The sequence below is a fragment of the Candidatus Nitrosocaldus islandicus genome, assembly GCF_002906215.1.
GTDB lineage: Archaea > Thermoproteota > Nitrososphaeria > Nitrososphaerales > Nitrosocaldaceae > Nitrosocaldus > Nitrosocaldus cavascurensis.
In genome coordinates, this window is record NZ_CP024014.1 from 1,014,049 (window position 1) to 1,031,736 (window position 17,688).

General features: G+C 41.7%; 18 protein-coding genes. 4 read left to right on the forward strand and 14 right to left on the reverse strand.

Annotated elements, in window-relative coordinates; genetic code table 11:
• Positions 1–8 precede the first annotated feature (8 nt).
• From CRG89_RS05265 to tuf, 4 genes are all read right to left on the reverse strand, one after another.
• Positions 9–1,016 carry an adenylate/guanylate cyclase domain-containing protein gene (locus CRG89_RS05265; RefSeq protein ID WP_103287261.1) on the reverse strand — a complete coding sequence of 336 codons (1,008 nt, stop codon included), beginning with the start codon at positions 1,014–1,016 and terminating at the stop codon, positions 9–11.
• Between the two features lie 59 nt (positions 1,017–1,075).
• On the reverse strand, positions 1,076–1,252 hold the full coding sequence (locus CRG89_RS05270; RefSeq protein WP_103287262.1) for a TFIIB-type zinc ribbon-containing protein: 177 nt from the start codon (positions 1,250–1,252) through the stop codon (positions 1,076–1,078).
• Positions 1,253–1,331: 79 nt separating this feature from the next.
• Complete coding sequence (gene rpsJ / locus CRG89_RS05275) at positions 1,332–1,640, reverse strand: 30S ribosomal protein S10 (RefSeq protein WP_103287263.1); 309 nt, start codon at positions 1,638–1,640, stop codon at positions 1,332–1,334.
• A 17-nt stretch (positions 1,641–1,657) separates the two neighbouring features.
• On the reverse strand, positions 1,658–2,989 hold the full coding sequence (gene tuf / locus CRG89_RS05280; protein ID WP_103287264.1) for a translation elongation factor EF-1 subunit alpha: 1,332 nt from the start codon (positions 2,987–2,989) through the stop codon (positions 1,658–1,660).
• 114 nt (positions 2,990–3,103) lie between these two features.
• On the opposite strand from tuf, the gene ppdK reads away from it, so the two are divergent.
• On the forward strand, positions 3,104–5,731 hold the full coding sequence (gene ppdK / locus CRG89_RS05285) for a pyruvate, phosphate dikinase (protein WP_103287935.1): 2,628 nt from the start codon (positions 3,104–3,106) through the stop codon (positions 5,729–5,731).
• Between the two features lie 211 nt (positions 5,732–5,942).
• On the opposite strand, the gene CRG89_RS05290 is transcribed toward ppdK, so the two are convergent.
• The 6 genes from CRG89_RS05290 to CRG89_RS05315 form a co-directional block, all read right to left on the reverse strand.
• Entirely contained in the window at positions 5,943–7,583 is a 1,641-nt protein-coding gene (locus CRG89_RS05290) for a calcium-binding protein (protein WP_103287265.1), read from the reverse strand.
• Positions 7,584–7,956: 373 nt separating this feature from the next.
• The gene (locus tag CRG89_RS05295; protein WP_103287266.1) at positions 7,957–8,874 is read right to left on the reverse strand and encodes a cobalamin-binding protein; all 918 of its coding nucleotides are present in this window, start codon (positions 8,872–8,874) and stop codon (positions 7,957–7,959) included.
• 453 nt (positions 8,875–9,327) lie between these two features.
• A complete protein-coding gene (locus CRG89_RS05300; RefSeq protein ID WP_103287267.1) occupies positions 9,328–10,692 on the reverse strand; it encodes a threonine synthase in 1,365 nt (454 codons plus the stop codon).
• Positions 10,693–10,938: 246 nt separating this feature from the next.
• On the reverse strand, positions 10,939–11,295 hold the full coding sequence (locus CRG89_RS05305; protein ID WP_103287268.1) for a hypothetical protein: 357 nt from the start codon (positions 11,293–11,295) through the stop codon (positions 10,939–10,941).
• Between the two features lie 99 nt (positions 11,296–11,394).
• The gene (locus tag CRG89_RS05310) at positions 11,395–12,021 is read right to left on the reverse strand and encodes a PDDEXK family nuclease (RefSeq protein ID WP_158648737.1); all 627 of its coding nucleotides are present in this window, start codon (positions 12,019–12,021) and stop codon (positions 11,395–11,397) included.
• A 33-nt stretch (positions 12,022–12,054) separates the two neighbouring features.
• Positions 12,055–12,435: a Zn-ribbon domain-containing OB-fold protein gene (locus CRG89_RS05315; protein ID WP_103287270.1), complete on the reverse strand. Its 381-nt coding sequence runs from the start codon at positions 12,433–12,435 to the stop codon at positions 12,055–12,057.
• Between the two features lie 58 nt (positions 12,436–12,493).
• Here CRG89_RS05315 and CRG89_RS05320 point away from each other — a divergent pair, with 58 nt between their 5' ends.
• The gene (locus CRG89_RS05320) at positions 12,494–13,102 is read left to right on the forward strand and encodes a DNA-3-methyladenine glycosylase (RefSeq protein WP_103287271.1); all 609 of its coding nucleotides are present in this window, start codon (positions 12,494–12,496) and stop codon (positions 13,100–13,102) included.
• Here CRG89_RS05320 and CRG89_RS05325 read toward each other — a convergent pair.
• The 4 genes from CRG89_RS05325 to CRG89_RS05340 all read right to left on the reverse strand — a co-directional run bounded on the left by CRG89_RS05325 (position 13,099) and on the right by CRG89_RS05340 (position 16,114).
• On the reverse strand, positions 13,099–13,428 hold the full coding sequence (locus CRG89_RS05325) for a hypothetical protein (RefSeq protein WP_103287272.1): 330 nt from the start codon (positions 13,426–13,428) through the stop codon (positions 13,099–13,101). The two genes, CRG89_RS05320 and CRG89_RS05325, sit on opposite strands and share 4 nt — an antisense overlap.
• Positions 13,429–13,566: 138 nt before the next feature.
• Complete coding sequence (locus CRG89_RS05330) at positions 13,567–14,280, reverse strand: VTT domain-containing protein (protein ID WP_103287273.1); 714 nt, start codon at positions 14,278–14,280, stop codon at positions 13,567–13,569.
• Between the two features lie 22 nt (positions 14,281–14,302).
• Positions 14,303–15,757: a proline--tRNA ligase gene (proS, locus tag CRG89_RS05335; protein ID WP_168174136.1), complete on the reverse strand. Its 1,455-nt coding sequence runs from the start codon at positions 15,755–15,757 to the stop codon at positions 14,303–14,305.
• Positions 15,758–15,808: 51 nt separating this feature from the next.
• Positions 15,809–16,114 (reverse strand): hypothetical protein, encoded by a 306-nt coding sequence (locus tag CRG89_RS05340; protein WP_103287274.1) that lies wholly within the window; start codon positions 16,112–16,114, stop codon positions 15,809–15,811.
• 108 nt (positions 16,115–16,222) lie between these two features.
• Between CRG89_RS05340 and serB the strand changes: the two genes are divergently transcribed.
• Together serB and cofE are read left to right on the forward strand one after the other, a co-directional pair.
• On the forward strand, positions 16,223–16,861 hold the full coding sequence (serB, locus tag CRG89_RS05345; protein ID WP_103287936.1) for a phosphoserine phosphatase SerB: 639 nt from the start codon (positions 16,223–16,225) through the stop codon (positions 16,859–16,861).
• Between the two features lie 53 nt (positions 16,862–16,914).
• Positions 16,915–17,688, forward strand: coding sequence for a coenzyme F420-0:L-glutamate ligase (gene cofE / locus CRG89_RS05350; protein ID WP_172437513.1), 774 nt, complete (start codon positions 16,915–16,917; stop codon positions 17,686–17,688).

Here is a 17,688-nt window from a genome sequence, read left to right on the forward strand (position 1 = left end):
TATCAAGGCTAGATCAATCTTATCCTTGGCTCTAACTTACGCTCCTTTAAAGTGTAGAGGTTGTAGTACTTACCCTCTCTAGAGTCCCTGTAGTTCCAGATATCCCTTCTTAACCTCAACTCCTTGAAGGATCGTTTGAACTCCTCTGCCAATGCATCATACACCCACTTCCCTATAACTATCTGCCATGGCTTTGCAAGTTCTACTATCTTTGCAGTTATGCTCATAGTATAGCCGAGAAGATCAAGCGTACCTCCAAGCCTAACTATCTGGTTCTCTCCAAGGTCTATACCTATCTTTATCTTCAACTCTGGATAGCCATACTCCTTCAGCACTTGGTTTATTGCATACCTTGTTATGTTGAGCATTGCTCTTGCACAGTTAACTACCCTTGCACATGCCTCACCAGCATCCCTTCCAACTGGGAAGAATGCTATAACACAGTCACCAGCATATTTGAGTACATAGCCATGGTATGCTGCTATGATGTATGACATCTCCTGCATGAATATCTTGATAAGGTTTGCAAGTCTATCTGCAGGAAGGGACATACTCATGGCTGTTGAGTCAACTATATCAGCATATAGCACTATAACATCCAACTTCATGTTTATATGGCTAGCAAGGTACTTCTCCGATGGCGTTATTACGCTATCGAACCTTAACCCATCCTTGAGCATCTTCTTAACCCTTGCTTGGCTCTCTACTATGCTTGAGTATAGATCCTTCCTGCTCTTTCCATCATTCCCTACACCCTGTATTGGCTGCTTTATCATCTCATCAAATATAAGTTTGAGTGCATCCTCTGGGATGAATGTATTGGTATGGGTATCAAGATACCCTACCTCACCATCTATCGTCTTACGCTCATACCTCTTTGGATCTAACTTTATGATGAGTTCGAACTTATCCTCTCTATTGCTACCCCTCATCACCTTCTCCAGTGTAAACTCCAACCCTTCCTTCTCTTCTCCTCTTCTCCTTCTTCCCTCTACTCTATTGCTCTTAGATGGCATGTTACCACACTTGCTCTAGCACTTATCTCTCTTATATGCTACTTTAGTTAATTAATTAATTATATTGCTTTTACACGCTTTGCTATTGGAGGTCTAACCTTCCTGAATATCCTGAACCCACATATACACTTCAACTCTGGTAGGCTCTTCAACTCCTCAGATGTTGTTCTTGTACCACACCTTATACACTCATACACAACAATACCCTGTTGGTTTGAACCCTCTACCCTTTCCATCTAGGCTTATTGTTGGATGAGATCAATTTAATCGTTATCAACACATTAGCCTAAAATAAATAAAAACAATTAGAAGATCTTACTGCAAGAGAACCTCTATTATAACCTCATCAGGTATCTTGAGCCTCATCAGCTGCTTCATTGCCCTATCATCAGCTGCTAGATCTATTATCCTCCTATGTATCCTCATCTCCCACTTGTCGAATGTATGAGTACCTTGCCCACTTGGTGCCTTCCTTGTAACTACATTGAGCCTCTTTGTAGGCAATGGCACAGGACCCTTTACCTTCACACCAGTCTTCTCCCCTATAGCCTTGATCTCAGAGCACATCTGCTCCAACTTTGCTAGATCTGTACTAGCCAGCTTTATCCTAGCCTGTTGAACCATCTGTGATCACTTTATAATTAAGCCTTGGCTGCTACCTTCTCTAGAGTGTACTTCTCTGTTATCTCCTCAACTATCCCTGCTGCTATAGTAGTACCCATATCACGTAGAGCAAACCTTCCAAGCTCAGGGAACTCCTTAAACGACTCTATACATAGTGGTCTAACAGGTCTTATCTTGACTATTGCTGAATCTCCACTCTTCAGGAACTTTGGATTTTGCTCAACAACATTACCTGTTCTAGGATCTATCTTTGATATGAACTCAACGAGTGTTGCTGCTACCTGTGCTGTATGAGCATGGAGTACTGGCGTGTATCCTGGAGCAATTGCTGTTGGATGATATATGATTATAACTCTAGCCTTGAACTCCCTTGCAACTGTTGGAGGATTATCTACTGGACCTACAACATCCCCTCTCTTTATCTGCTTCTTATCTACTCCTCTTAGGTTGAAGCCTATATTATCCCCAGCTATAGCTTCCTGCATAGGTGTGTGGTGTGTCTCTATGCTCCTTACCTCACCTACTGCACCTTCAGGCATGACTATAACCTTGTCACCAACCTTCATCCTTCCAGTCTCTATCCTACCTACTGGAACTGTACCAACACCAGTTATGGAGTATACATCCTGTATTGGTAACCTTAATGGCTTGTTCACTGGCTTCTCTGGCTCAACGAACTCATCTAAAGCCTGTAATAGTGTTGGACCATCGTACCAAGGCATCTTATCTGACTTCTTAACAACGTTATCACCAGTCCAGCCAGATGTTGGTACAAACCTAACCTTTGCTACATTGTAGCCTATACTCTTGAGCAGGTTTGTAACCATAGCCTTGACCTCCTCATACCTCTCCTTGCTGTAGTTCACAGAAGAGTCATCCATCTTGTTTATACATACTGCAAGCTGTCCTACTCCAAGGGTTCTTAACAGGAAGGCATGCTCCCTTGCCTGCCCACCAGGCTCAACTGCAACCTCAGTCTCACCCTTCTTTGCTGATACTACAAGTATGGCACAGTCAGCCTCTGATGCACCTGTTATCATATTCTTCACAAAGTCCCTATGCCCTGGAGCATCTATGAGGGTGTAGAAGTACTTGTTGGTCTCGAACTTCTGGAATGCAAGATCTATGGTAATACCTCTCTCCCTTTCATCCTTCAGCCTATCAAGTACCCAAGCGAACTTGAATGTATCTCCCTTGCCAGTCTTCTCAGACTCCTTTGCATACTCCTCTATCGTCCTCTGATCTATCAATCCTAGGTCATATAGCAACCTACCTACCAGCGTTGATTTGCCATGGTCAACATGCCCTGTAACTATTAGATTCAGATGTGGCTTCTTGCTACTACTCATACAGGTTAAGTGTAGCAAGGGCTTTATTTGTATTTCTATTGCTACTTTATGCTAGCACCATACAAGCATTCCATGCTGTAAACTTAATAAGTGACTGCCTTGGTCTCCTCTACCATGCATAAGAGAGTTGTATTCTTCGATGAAGGTAAGGGATTAGGGAAGAGACTGCTAGGAGGCAAAGGGGCAGGGCTTGCTGAGATGACTGCTCTAGGTTTGCCTATACCTCCAGGGTTCACGATAACTACTGAGGTATGCAAGGCATTCTATGCAAATGGTAGAGAACTTCCAGAAGAGTTGATGGATGAGGTTAGGCAAGCAATGAATAGGCTAGAGCAGTTAACAGGGAAGGGTTTTGGTAGCACAAACAATCCATTGCTTGTATCTGTACGCTCAGGAGCAGCCATATCAATGCCAGGGATGATGGATACAATACTCAACCTAGGATTAAATGATGATACTGCTAGAGCATTGATAGCAAAGACAAGGAATGAGAGGTTTGTATGGGATGCATATAGAAGGTTTGTACAGATGTTCGGCAAGATAGTGCTGGGGATAAACGATGTTCTCTTCTCAAATGCTTTGGAGGAGATGAAGAAGAGCAAAGGTGTAAAGCATGATAATGAGTTGGATGCTGAATCCCTTAGGCAGTTGACTGAGGAGTTCAAAACTATATGCATGAAGCATGGCAAAGAGTTTCCTAGCGACCCCTACAAGCAGTTGGAACTTGCAATAAAGGCTGTATTCAATAGTTGGATGAGTGAGAGGGCAGTAGAGTATAGGAAGTACTACAAGATAACCCCAGATATCGCTGATGGTACTGCTGTAAACGTTGTTGCAATGGTCTTTGGTAATATGGATGAGAGGAGTGCTACTGGAGTAGTATTCACAAGGAACCCAGAGAATGGGGAGAAGAGGCTCTATGGTGACTTCCTTGTAAATGCACAGGGAGAGGATGTTGTGGCAGGGATAAGGACCCCAGAGCCCATAGAGAATCTAGCAAGGATTATGCCTGATGTGTATAAACAGTTGGTTGAGATATGCGATAAACTTGAGAGGCACTATAGAGAACCTCAGGATGTTGAGTTTACTATAGAGAGTGGGAGGCTGTACATACTCCAGACCAGAGCAGCAAAGATGAACGCTATAGCAAGTGTTAAATGCTCTGTGGATATGGTTAGAGAGGGTATAATAAGTAAGGAGGAGGCTCTTCTAAGGGTTAATGCAGATGATCTAGAGCAAGTATTGCATAGAAGGGTTGATCCAAAGGCAGAGATAAAGCCTATAACTGTAGGGATAGGCGCATCCCCTGGAGCAGCAAGTGGCAAGGTTATACTAGATACGAAGAGGGCTATAGAGCATGCAAATAATGGAGAGCATATAATCCTAGTTAGGGAGGAGACCAAGCCAGAGGATGTACCAGCATTCTTCAAGGCAGTAGGTATACTAACCAGCAAGGGAGGCAAGACAAGCCATGCTGCTGTAGTAGCAAGGGGAATGGGTAAGCCATGCATAGTTGGATGCTCAAGCATAGTAATAGATGAGGAGCATAGGAGGTTCCTAGTTGATGGTATAACTGTTAATGAGTATGATACAATAACAATAGACGGTGCAACTGGCAGGGTATACCTTGGAAGGGTTCCTATGGTTGAACCAGAGCTTAGCAATGAACTCAAGGAGTTGCTTGCATGGGCTGAAGAAGCAAAGAGGCTAGGGGTTAGGGCTAATGCTGATACACCAGAGGCAGCAGCAATAGCAAGAAGGTATGGGGCAAAGGGTATAGGTCTATGTAGAACAGAGAGGATGTTCAACTCAAGTGATAGGCTACCAATATTCATTAGGATGATAATGGCTAGGAGCAGTAAGGAGAGGGTTGATGCTCTAAAAGAGTTGATACCTATGCTCAAGGAAGATGTAAAGAGCATCCTCAAGGTTATGGAGGGCTACCCTGTAACGATAAGGCTACTAGACCCACCTCTCCATGAGTTCTTACCAAGGCTTGAAGATCTTATGAAGTCTGTCTATGAAGGCAAGGATGATAATGCTCAAGTGATGCTGCAGAGAGTAAGGGAACTTGCAGAGGTAAACCCAATGATGGGGCAGAGGGGTGTTAGGCTAGGCATAGTGTATCCAGAGATATACGAGTACCAGATAAGAGCGATACTGGAGGCTGATGCTGAACTCTTGAAGGATGGTGTAAAGGTTGAGCCACAGATAATGGTGCCTCAAGTAGGCATCAAGGAGGAGTTGGAGGTAATAAAGCAATTATTCTTGAGGGTCAAAGAAGAGGTTGAGGAGAGGTATGGTATAGCATTGAATGTGAAGTTTGGAACAATGATAGAGGTTGTTAGGGCATGCATGACAGCAGATAGCATTGCTAGTGTAGTGGAGTTCTTCAGCTTTGGTACCAATGATCTAACACAGGCTGTATTCTCATTCAGCAGGGAGGATGTTGAAGGCAAGTTCCTTCCTCTCTACCTTGAGAAGGGTATACTTAAGAGCAACCCATTCCAGACTCTAGATAGAGAGGGTGTAGGCAAGGCAATGAAGATTGCAGTAGAGCAGGGAAGGGCAGTTAATGCTAGGCTTGAGATAGGGATATGTGGTGAACATGGAGGGGACCCAAAGAGCATAGAGTTCTGTGATATGATAGGCTTGGATTATGTTAGTGCTAGTCCTCACAGGATACCAATAGCAATACTTGCTGCTGCTCAGAGTGCTATAAGAATTAATTCTCGTAGATAGATATATTATAAGTATAGTAGATACTAGTTCACTTATTTATAATAAGACGGAGAGAATAGAGAGGAAATAGTACTATTATTAATAATTACTGAGTTTGGATTGAAACATTGAAATGACTGCCACATAGACAAGACAATAATGAATTGACTATATTAATTAATAGATGAAATAAAGAAATTAAATAATAGTGATATATGGATCAGCCTTCATTTCAGATCTGCTTCTTCTCTCTACCTCTCCTGTATAAGAGCAGTGATAGGAACCCTGCACCAACTATACCTGCTACTCCTGCAACAGTCTCTGGCACTACTTGGAATGATGTATTGAATGTAGTTATTATTGGATCACCAACCTCTGTCTCTACCACTACTGCATATTGACCTATAGCATTTGTATTGCAATTATTACCACTAAAGTCATCAGGATATGTTGCTGTAAAGTAACCATTTGCTGGCACTATTATTGGCAATGTACCATTGTAGTTGCATATATTGCCATTAGGAGTTGTTACTGTGAGGCTTATTATCTTGACTGGGTTATCAACTTGTGAGTTGAATGTTATTGTTGCTGAACCTCCAACAGGTATAGTCTCTTCACTTGTGCTTAGAGTTGCTAATTGTGATATATCATCATACTCACACCCGAGTACAGTATCGTCTTGATCACTTGCACATATATCCTCTGCTCCTAGCGTAAATGTTTCAGCATCTATCCCATCACCATTTATGTAGTCATCATCTTCACCACCATCTTGAGCATTGATTATATCATTGCCACCATAAGCTGTATCATTATCCTCTCCTCCCCATATATCATCTCCAATAAGATCCTCACTATCAGTCCCTCCATCTAATGTATCATTACCTCCATATAGTGTATCATTGCCATCCCATCCATTTATATCATCTCCATGAAGCAAACCACCACCCTCACCACCATCTAGCTTATCATTACCCCCAGTAATAGTATCATTGCCAACATCTCCAAATATCCAATCTGCATAAAGAAAATCAAAACTATGCCCTCCATCTAATGTATCATTACCTCCAGTAAGCTTATCATCGCCAAGTCCTCCATCTATATCATCTCCAAAAAGCCAATCCTCACTATCATCCCCTCCATTTAGCTTATCATTACCTCCAGTAATAGTATCATTGCCATCCCCTCCAAATATATCATCTCCAGAAAGCTGGCCCTCACCACCCTCACCACCATCTAATGTATCATTACCTCCAGTAAGCTTATCATCGCCAAGTCCTCCATCTATATCATCTCCAAAAAGCACATCAACATCATTCCCTCCATCTAATGTATCATTACCTCCATATAGTGTATCATTGCCATCCCATCCATTTATATCATCTCCACTAAGACCATCATGACCATCATTACCACATAGTATATCATCTCCTCCATTCAATACATCATCGCCATTAGTTCCCTCCAGCCCATCTCCAATAAGAAAATCATTACCATCTAAGCCAACTATGAAGTCATCTCCTTCCTTGCCATATATGACATCATTGCTATTAGTACCAACTATGAGGTCATTGCCACTTGTGCCATTGTATGGATTAAGCCCTGTACTTGGAGTAACAATCCTTACAGTATATGTCTTACCATCAAGTGTTATACTATCACCATCTTCATATACTGTTGTACCATTATCAACCCTAACCTCATCCTCTGTATCATCATCAAAGTCACCTCTCTCTATTGTATGACCATTACACATTGGTGGCTGTTGAGCATACACCATTAGCCCATCTGTTATAGTCATAGATACTACTATTAGAAGTAGAATAGCAGTAGTAGCAACACCACTCGTACTAGTAACGCTCTTCTCTACCATTTTAAATTATAAAATATTGATACTTTTATACTTTATGGTGCAAATGTTATGTATTATCTGTTATATAACTCATATTATAGAAGATAATGGTAAATCTATATATTTCCTATTTTTGTACATGACTCAACTTTTAACATATGTGCTATTACACTGATTATATTGCTCATAATCTAGAATGTTATGATAGGTATGCTTTGTTTGTGACTAACTAAATAAGTAAAGAAAAACGCAACGAGGTATTACCATCTCTTATTGTAGGTTCCTTGATATTAGTATTGTATCCTCTCCTATAGGATCAACATAATATTTCTCTCTTTTACTATTTGTTCTCTTATTTTTCCTCTTTCCATCATAATATTATAATTATGGTGTGTTAATAAACCCTTCTATACTCATCCACTCCTATCTTTATATCCTGAAAGAGTTCAGGATGCACTATCTTTGCTAATATCTCTACTCCTCTAACTGCTCTATGGCTTGGTCTACTAAAGTATGCATTTGCATCAACCACATAGACCTGTTTATTCTTCACAGCATTAAGGCTGAACCAACCATCGTTCTCCTCAACCTTGTAGAACTCCTTTAACGCTTTATCTACTGTGAAACCACAAGGCATGAACACTATAATATCTGGATCTGTATCAAGGACCTCACCCCAAGAGAACCTCCTCGATGGTTCTCCCCTTCTACTTACACAGTTCACAGCATTAACGAGTTCAACCATCTGGGGTACCCAGTGCCCTGCTGTAAAGAATGGCTTGAGCCACTCTATGCATAGAACCCTTGGTTTAATGCTAGCCTTCATTGCCCTAGCACTTATCCTATCTATTCTAGACCTTAATTCAGTAAAGAGTTCCTTACCCTTATCCTCAACCCCTAACTCCCTTGCAAGTTGGATTATACTATGGAGTATGCCATCAAGGTCATGGGGGTCAAGCATTATTAGTCTAGGTTGATAGCCTAGAGCCTTTCTTGCTCTTGCAATCTCATTCAGGTAAGGGGAGCATACCTCACAGATGCCCTGAGCAACTATGACATCTGGTCTTAACCTCTTCAGGAGTTCATCATCAACAACGTATATATCCTTACCATTCAGCACTAGTTCCCTTATCTTTGCATCTATCTCCTCACTACTCATGCTTGATGGATCGAAACTGCTCTTAACGACCTTTGGCTTACTAAGCACTTCTTCAGGGTAATCGCACTCATGTGTAACACCAACTATGCTATCCCCTAACCCTAGAGCATAGAGCATCTCCGTTGCACTCGGCAGGAATGAGCATATACGCATGAGTCTATGAAGATATGAAGATATTTATCGTTTATTGTAGATCTATAGTAGCAATAAGATGGGTATCTTAAGAGAATATAGATATAAAAATAAGATTGATTAGGCAGACCTTGCCCTCTTTATTATCTCTATCAACTAATCAAGCTTAGATGTATATGGGTTTAGTTGCACAACTTAGATAGTAACTCGCTAGCATTACAGTTAACCAGCAAGTCAGTTAACTAGCACAGTTAACTAGCTATACACTATTAAATATGAATTATGCCTATTATTATCACTTCCCCTTGGCATATAATATAATACCCATTAGAGTTATACAACTTGATAAGAACCTTACCAGCAGGAGTATAGACTATTGCTTCTCATTTTTGCTCTTTAGCATATCTCCTCTAATTAAAAGGAAGAAGTACTGATTCTATACAATAGTAGATAGATAAAATACGCTATCATCATTTATTTGGTATCTTTCTTTAGATCCTTGTATGCCCTTGGAGTAACTGCAAATCTCCTGTTAGCATCCATATGGTACCTTATCACTAGGTTAGGATCCTTCTGCCTTCCTGTGAGTATACCAACAACTATATCATCACTCTTTATAACCTCCATCTCCCTCAACTTCTTTATCCCTGCTGGAACAGCTCCAGATGCAAGTTCACAGTCGAAGCCGTTGAGCCCAACAACAGCCATACCATCGTACATCTCTCCATCACTTACCTGTTCAACAACACCATTGGTGAACTCTAACGCTCTTAAACCCTTCAACAGGTTCGCTGGTCTACCTATCTGTATTGCAGTTGCATCTGTTCTAGGTCTTATATTCTGCTTATCCATGTATGCATAGTACTCCCCTATAAGTTCAAGATCAACCTTGCCCTTGTTCCATCTCAGCGCTCTTCCATTGAACTTACCATTGTAGAGTGTATATAGTGTGTTTGCACCTTCAGCATTTATTATTGCTAACCTTGGTACCTTCTTTATCCATCCCCACTCGTAAAGTTCCATAAGGCATTTCCCAGCACTAGATGTGTTGCCCAATGCTCCTCCAGGGTATACAAGCCAGTCAGGAGGGTTCCAATCAAGGTACTCTAACGCTCTATACACTATTGCCTTCTGCCCCTCAATCCTGAACGGGTTTACAGAGTTAACAACATAAGCATTGCTACTCTTAGCCTCTCTAAGCATTATCTGCAGTGCATCATCGAAGTTCCCATCAACCTCTACAACCTGTGCTCCAAACTGTAATGCTTGACCCAACTTCCCTATTGCTATCTCACCTCTAGGCACATAAACCTCGCATAGTATACCTTCATTAGATGCATACATTGCTGCTGAGGCTGATGTATTCCCTGTAGAGGCACACATTATCTTCTTCACGTTAAGCATCTTTGCATGGGTTAGTGCTGTAGCCATACCGTTATCCTTGAATGATCCACTAGGATTGTAACCTTCAGGTTGTAGGAAGAGACAATCCTTATCCATACCAACATACTCTGCAACCTTGCTCATCTTGAATGGTTTTGATAATCTTCCTTCAGCACCATCAAGAGATACTAGATACTTCTTACACTCCTCATACTCTTCCGTATCTATCTGGGCAAAGTTTATGAGATCCCTGAAGCGCCACACACCACTCTCATTGTATATATTGTTGCCATGGTTCCTTCTAGCATAGAATACATCCTTTAGGCTCTTAGATGGTGTAGAAGCATACTTCACATCAAGAGCATGACCCCGCTCGCATGTTATCCTGAACTCATCTATAGGATACCTCAGCCTACATGCTGGATCTATGCACTCTTGGTAAGCCTCCATCCTCATAACCCTAGTAAGGTATCTATACCTACTTATAAAGCTAGGATCTCCACTTATATCTTATGATACTGAATGGTAAGCCTCTTTGGGCCAGATCTAAGATGAAAGTTTATACAGCATTTACACTCCTTCTCAAAGCATTCCCTATCAGATGTATGGTTACATATACCACATTCGCAATGTGCCATGATATATTATAAGCATAGCATAGATTTAAATCTATAGTAAGATAATCCCTTACATCATACTTCTCTATATAGTTATATAGTCCAATGCTATTGCATTTGCTAGAAGATCATTATGCCTATACCCAACTATGTAGCCATTCTTTATCTCTGATGGTGCAACCCATCTGTTTGCAGAGCTGAAGTACCTCTTGCTCCTTATCTCATTCTCTATCTCCTCAAGGTCAAGTTCCTTTTCTGTAACCTCGTTCGTTCTTAGGTTCCTTATTATCACAAGCACCTTCTTAACAAGCACTCTATGCCCAAACTTGAATGCTGCTGGATCTCTAGCATTCTCCACAACCTCAAGTAGTTTCAACTTGAACTCCCATCTGTTTAGTGCATCTCTGCTGGTTATAAGCCTCTCATCAGTGTAATAACTCATAAGATATAAGCATTAGAGGATGGTTAAAAATTTTATTAATGCGTGATGTTGATGTTACTACCGCTTTACCGCTACTACTACCTCTATTTATCCATCCATCTATTTCTTACCCTCCCAAGGCATAGCGAACATATTGAGATCTAGCCTAATCCTTCTCCCTACACCACCATTATTTGTAATAATTGCATGATCGTCGGGATGAGAATCGTTAAGATGTATGTAAAGGCTCCCATCATACCTGCATGCTATATATGCCTTCTTACTGCTATTCTTATCATTATCATCCTTACCCTCCCCCTGTGCCTTCATCATAACTCTTCTTACTACATCATCACTATGCTCCTCCTCACCCAATCCCAATTGGTAGTAGTACTCCTGCAGTGCTCTATGCTCATATGTGTATGCCTTCTTCCATCTCTTGCTCATGAACTTCAAGGCAAGTATAGCATACCTATGCCTGTATATGGTGAAGAGGTTGAGCCAGTTTATGCACCTTGCTACCTGCTCTATAGGTACCTTTATAGTATCAGTACTTGTACTCTTTGCCTCTATTGCAAGCATTATACCTCTAGTATTGTTGACTGCTATAACATCTGGTAGCGAAACGCTTGGGCTTCCAAGCCTTATTGCTTTCCAACCATTACAGGAGTTTATCCTTCTAACCAGTTCATGCTCAAAGCTGTAGCCTCTCTGCCTCCTAGTCCTGTTTGTCCTTACACTATCCATCCCTTCAACCATATCTATGCAATGCTAGGTAAATTAAGTATTTGATGTATAAGCAGATAATGACTTGAATAGGTAGTAAGGCTTGCTACCCTCATCATCTACACCACATCCAACCATCATTACTTGAGAGCCTACACCTACACTGTAACCATCCTCATCTATAATCCTACCAAGTAGCCTTATTCCATTCTCCAACTCTATTAATGCAAACCTTGCATCTCTTAGGTGTGAATCAGCAACTACTATAGCCCTGCCCTTGATCTCATTTATGCTTGGATTCATCTCTACCCACTCCACATCACTACTCAAACATCTCCTGCAGAGGGGGTTAGGGGGCCATATGGTTAATGAGCATGATCTACATCTAGCAATTGCAAATACACCCCTTGAGAGCGCATCCAAGAACCTCTCCATACCTACTAGAGCAGGAAGAAGGGAAAGATATACTTAATCCTTGCACAGTACTCACCATATGATACTTTCAAGAGAGTTCTACTCTAGAGATACTGTAGAGGTTGCAAAGAGCCTACTTGGGAAGATGCTTGTAAGGGTTATAGATGGCAATATACTCTCTGGCATGATAGTTGAGACTGAGGCCTATACAAGGGATGATCCTGCAAGCCATGCATATAGAGGTGTAACAGCAAGGAACAAGGTTATGTTTGGGGATGTTGGACATGCATATGTGTACTTCATCTATGGCAACCATTACTGCCTAAACGTAGTAGCAAAGAGCAAGGATATGGAGGCTGGTGCTGTGCTCATAAGGGCAGTAGAGCCTATACAGGGTATAGAGTTTATGATGAGGAATAGAGGTAGATCTGCTAGGATAAGTATTGAGATGCTAACGAATGGTCCTGGCAAGTTAACCAAGGCATTAAGCATAGACTCTAGGCATGACGGGCTTGACCTTACAGTTGGTGGGGAACTATACATAGAGGAGGGTCGGAGCATAAAGGATAGGGATATAGTAGCAACAGGTAGGATAGGTATATCTGAAGGTATTGATAGGCCTTGGAGGTTCATAATAAGAGATAACAGGTTTGTATCAACAAGGAAAGGGCTATTAGCAGTTGGTTAAGGCGTGATATAATTTGCTATATCATAGCTTGGATTGTTTGTATGATAGTACTTGATGAGATCGTACAGCATCCTGTTTATCCTCTCTATAAGCATAGAATCCCTCATGTACCTCTTCCCCTCATACTCTAATATCTCAGATATCTCCCCTATGCTCATCATGCTCAGATGTCTAGGGTAGGAGAACCTAACACTGAACCTGTTCATGGTTATGTTAACATGGCCATCCTTGTTTATGTACACCTTCTCAAAGTAGTCATGCATCATCCTAACTATGGTTATAGAGTCTTCTCCCTTGCTTATCGAGTACTTACTTCCTATTCTCATCGTTTCATAGTACATAGGATTATATTCTATAATCCTAAATACAAATATTGCTATTGCAGAAGGTATACAGTATAAAAGTATATTAACAGGACTTTATAAACAGGTCTCCACTTGCATGTAATGAGTGTATATAACCTCTCACCTATTCTTGCCTTCTTTACCCTCATCTCCTAATACATCATCATCCTCATCACCACCATCTTCACCTTCTTTATCATCTACGCTAGTAGAGTTCAATGTCCATGGGAATATCTTACCTACTATCTTGCTCCAATCAACCTTTATCATGAAGTATATAGATACACCTATGAGCACTGCAGTAACTATTATCGAGGCATAGAAGAGTGGTGTATCCTCGCTGCTCTCAACATACTCTAGCAGGTTGAACCCCATCCTAGTACCCCATACAACGGCCTCAGATATGAGCATCTTCCCTGCAAATAGAGATGTAAAGAACATGAATGGATTGTACTTTGCTAACCCTAGTGGTATATACACTATATCATCTGGTATAGGGGTTGCTGCTGCTATGAATGAAGCATACCATCCATACCTCTTGAGCAACCTCTGCAATGGTCTCATCCTTGCCTTACTCTGTCTACTTATGAACCTCCTCCCATAGTAACTGCTGTAGAAGATTATCACCTTGGCTATGCTTGCGCCCATTGCACTTGAGAATGCAAGGAGGTGGGGATCGAACTTTGGGTCTATACTCATTATAGCAAGGATTGGGAAGAATGGTATTGGTACAAATATTATTATGCTTGCGATGAAACTTATGGCAAAGAGGCCTATATAGCCTAGACTATCTGCAAATACAATCAACGTATTTATTATATCTGATAACCCCATACCTTCCTTCTCTATCTATACCTCAGTATGCCCGTGCAAAATATGCCATCTTCACTGCACTCTTGCCACAGTAGATGCATCTCCCCTCTTGCTTGTAACTTACTTCACCTTCATCATGGGAGTTGAATGGTATAACCCTTATATCAGCACCAGTCTCCTCCTTTATCCTCAACTCACACTCTTGTGAGCCACACCAGTACGCCTTTACGAAACCATGCTCCACATGGTTCCTGAACTCATCATAACTTAAGGCAGAGAAGGTATGATCGTTAAGGAACTTGAGTGCTCTTGCATATAGGCTATGCTGTACATCCTCTAGCATATTTGTTATCACATCTAGCAACTCCTCATCTCCTACACTAACCTTCTTACCATCATCCCTCCTTACAAGCACTACCTTGCCCTGCTTAACATCCCTTGGACCTATCTCTAGCCTTAATGGGATACCCTTCAACTCCCAGTCATTGAACTTGTAGCCTGGTGTATACTCCTCCCTATCATCTAGATGCACCCTGAACCTATCCTTAAGCATAGCATATACGCTCCTGCACTTTGCAAGAACAGCATCCTTGCTCTCATCACCATAGAAGATTGGGATTATAACTATCTGTATTGGTGCAATCCTTGGAGGCAGTATAAGACCCTTATCATCACCATGAACCATCACAACTGCCCCTATCAAACGCCATGATATTCCCCATGATGTCTGCCATGCATACTGCTCTCTATCATCCTTATCAAGGAACTTTATGTTGAATGGCTTTGAGAAGTTCTGCCCAAGGTTATGCGATGTGCCCATCTGTAGTGCTCTACCATCTGGCATCAATGCCTCTAGAGTTAATGTGTAATCTGCACCAACGAACTTCTCCTTCTCGCTCTTGTACCCTGCTATCACTGGTATGGCAAGGTACTCCTCCATGATCTCCTTGTATATTGAGAGCATAAGCATTGCCTCCTGCTCAGCCTCTTCCCTACTTGCATGTACTGTATGCCCTTCCTGCCATAGGAACTCTGATGTCCTTATCAATGGTTTAGTTGACTTTATCTCTGCCCTAAGTGCTGTATTCCAGAAGTTGATCTTTAATGGAAGATCTCTATAACTCCTTACCCACCTTGAGAATATCTCATACGCTAGGGTCTCTGATGTAGGTCTTAGTGCTAGCCTCTCACCAAGTTCATCATTGCCAGCATGTGTAACCCAGAATACCTCTGGTTTGAAGCCCTCAAAGTGTTCAGCCTCCTTACTCAGTAGACTCTCTGGTATTAGTGTTGGAAGGAATGCATTCTGGTGCCCAGTCTCCTTGAAGCGCTTATCTGCTATCTCCTTTATCCTCTCCCATATAGAATAGCCATAGGGCTTGAGTACGATGAAGCCCTTGATTGGAGCATAGTCTAGAAGGTTGCTCTTCAGCACAACCTGTATGTACCACTCTCCAAACTCTATATCCTTCTTCACCGTAACCCCTAACTCACTCACCTACATCTCCTCCCTTCTTTCAGTACAGTAGTTACCACCATTTATATAATGTTAAGCAGTAGTAGCAAGAGGCTCCCCCTTACAGTACACCTGCCCACTTATCCTGCTTATGAAGTTTGGGCATACATAGCACTCTATGAAGTTAACATCCTTGCCCAATACTGGGCATTCTACATACTCCTTCTTCATCCTTGACAGCATCTTTGCACTTAAGCCTTTTATCTTCAACTTACCCTTATCATCCATCATACCCAACTCCTTCAACTCACTCTTTCCTGCTTCAGATATCCTTATGCTCTTACCCTCCTTTACCTGTACAACATACCTATGCTGTATCTCTCCCTCGCTCTCGCTCAATACATTGCTAGATGTATGTATAGAATATAAGCATTGATGAAAGGAGTTATAGGATGATGGGTAACATGCTTACACTTATATAGTCTATCATTGCTGTTCATAGCAAGCATGCTTGTAGTCTTCGATGTAGAAGGTGTGCTCTACGATGCAGAGTATCTACCAATGCTGGCAAGGTTAGTAGGGAAGGAGAGGGAGGTTATGGAGATAACCATGAAGGGTATAAAGGGCGAGATACCATGGGAGGAAGGGTTGCTCAGAAGGATAGATGCTATAAGAGGCATAGAGTATGATAAGGCATTAGATATTGCAAGGAGCATGCCCATAATGAAGGGTGCGAAAGAAGCATGCTCTTATCTCAAGAGGATGGGCTTCAAGATAGTTGCTGTATCAGGGGGGTTCACAATAATAACAGATAGGCTAAAGGATGAGCTCAAGTTGGATTATGTTGCTGCAAATGAACTTATATTCAGGGATGGGAGGCTTGTTGGTGTTGATATACAGGTTGATTCTAGGAAGGCAAATGCAATAGCAAAGGTGATAAGGGAATGGGGTGTTAAGAAGGAGCATATAACCACTGTTGTTGATGGAGCAAATGATCTAACGCTCTTCGATATAGCAGGGCTTAGAGTTGCATTCAATGCACAGAGTATAGTGAAGGAGAGGGCTGATGTTGTCATAGATGAGAAGGATCTAACCCTTCTCATAGGGGTTATAGAGAGGCATTACAGTGCACTGATAAAGCGATGATAGGAATAAGATAAAGTGCTATTTATTAAATGCTATAGGAGATTATTGGTGGTATGAGCAGGATAGAGGTAATACCTGTTGCAGTTAGTGATCCAAATGTTGCTGAAGGATGTGATCTTGCATCTTTGATACTTGATTCCCTAAAGGTTAATGGACTCTCACTTGAGGATGGGGATGTTGTAGTAGTTACACAGAAGATAGTCTCCAAGGCAGAGGGCAGGGTTATTGATCTATCAGATGTTATACCATCGGAGCGTGCAGTAGAGATTGCAAGGGAGCATTGTAAAGATCCTAGAGTTGTTGAGGTTATACTTAGAGAGGCTAGGAAGGTAGTTGCTATAAAGGATGGGGTGATAATAACACAGACAAGGCATGGGTTTGTATGTGCAAATTCAGCGGTTGATGGTTCAAATGTTGAGGGTGAGAGCCTTACCATGCTACCACTAGATCCAGATGTATCTGCAAGGAGGATAAGGGATGGGCTGATGAAGGCTACTGGCAAGAGGATAGCAGTGATAATCTCAGATACATTTGGGAGACCATTCAGGGAGGGGCAGGTTAATGTGGCTGTAGGTATAGCAGGGGTTAAGCCTTTGATTGATTATAGGGGTTTGAGGGATATGTATGGAAAGGAGTTGAGGGTAACAAGTATAGCAGTAGCAGATGAGATTGCATCTGCAGCAGAACTAGTCATGGGCAAGAGTAAAGGAGTGCCAGTAGCTATAGTTAGAGGTCTTGAGTATGAGTATGCTGATGATGCATCAGTTAACGAACTTATAAGGGAGGAGAGCAAGGATATCTTCCTTAGGCTAGCATTAAGGGCTTGA

Bases quoted from the DNA above. Each gene is read 5' to 3' on its own strand.
- ppdK (WP_103287935.1), top strand. From the start codon at position 3,104: ATGCATAAGAGAGTTGTATTCTTCGATGAAGGTAAGGGATTAGGGAAG.
- CRG89_RS05300 (WP_103287267.1), bottom strand. From the start codon at position 10,692: ATGAGGATGGAGGCTTACCAAGAGTGCATAGATCCAGCATGTAGGCTG.
- CRG89_RS05295 (WP_103287266.1), bottom strand. From the start codon at position 8,874: ATGCGTATATGCTCATTCCTGCCGAGTGCAACGGAGATGCTCTATGCT.
- tuf (WP_103287264.1), bottom strand. From the start codon at position 2,989: ATGAGTAGTAGCAAGAAGCCACATCTGAATCTAATAGTTACAGGGCAT.
- CRG89_RS05305 (WP_103287268.1), bottom strand. From the start codon at position 11,295: ATGAGTTATTACACTGATGAGAGGCTTATAACCAGCAGAGATGCACTA.
- serB (WP_103287936.1), top strand. From the start codon at position 16,223: ATGCTTGTAGTCTTCGATGTAGAAGGTGTGCTCTACGATGCAGAGTAT.
- CRG89_RS05330 (WP_103287273.1), bottom strand. From the start codon at position 14,280: ATGGGGTTATCAGATATAATAAATACGTTGATTGTATTTGCAGATAGT.
- cofE (WP_172437513.1), top strand. From the start codon at position 16,915: ATGAGCAGGATAGAGGTAATACCTGTTGCAGTTAGTGATCCAAATGTT.
- CRG89_RS05315 (WP_103287270.1), bottom strand. From the start codon at position 12,435: ATGGAGAGGTTCTTGGATGCGCTCTCAAGGGGTGTATTTGCAATTGCT.
- CRG89_RS05325 (WP_103287272.1), bottom strand. From the start codon at position 13,428: ATGAGAATAGGAAGTAAGTACTCGATAAGCAAGGGAGAAGACTCTATA.
- CRG89_RS05270 (WP_103287262.1), bottom strand. From the start codon at position 1,252: ATGGAAAGGGTAGAGGGTTCAAACCAACAGGGTATTGTTGTGTATGAG.
- rpsJ (WP_103287263.1), bottom strand. From the start codon at position 1,640: ATGGTTCAACAGGCTAGGATAAAGCTGGCTAGTACAGATCTAGCAAAG.
- CRG89_RS05290 (WP_103287265.1), bottom strand. From the start codon at position 7,583: ATGGTAGAGAAGAGCGTTACTAGTACGAGTGGTGTTGCTACTACTGCT.
- CRG89_RS05320 (WP_103287271.1), top strand. From the start codon at position 12,494: ATGATACTTTCAAGAGAGTTCTACTCTAGAGATACTGTAGAGGTTGCA.
- CRG89_RS05265 (WP_103287261.1), bottom strand. From the start codon at position 1,016: ATGCCATCTAAGAGCAATAGAGTAGAGGGAAGAAGGAGAAGAGGAGAA.
- CRG89_RS05310 (WP_158648737.1), bottom strand. From the start codon at position 12,021: ATGGATAGTGTAAGGACAAACAGGACTAGGAGGCAGAGAGGCTACAGC.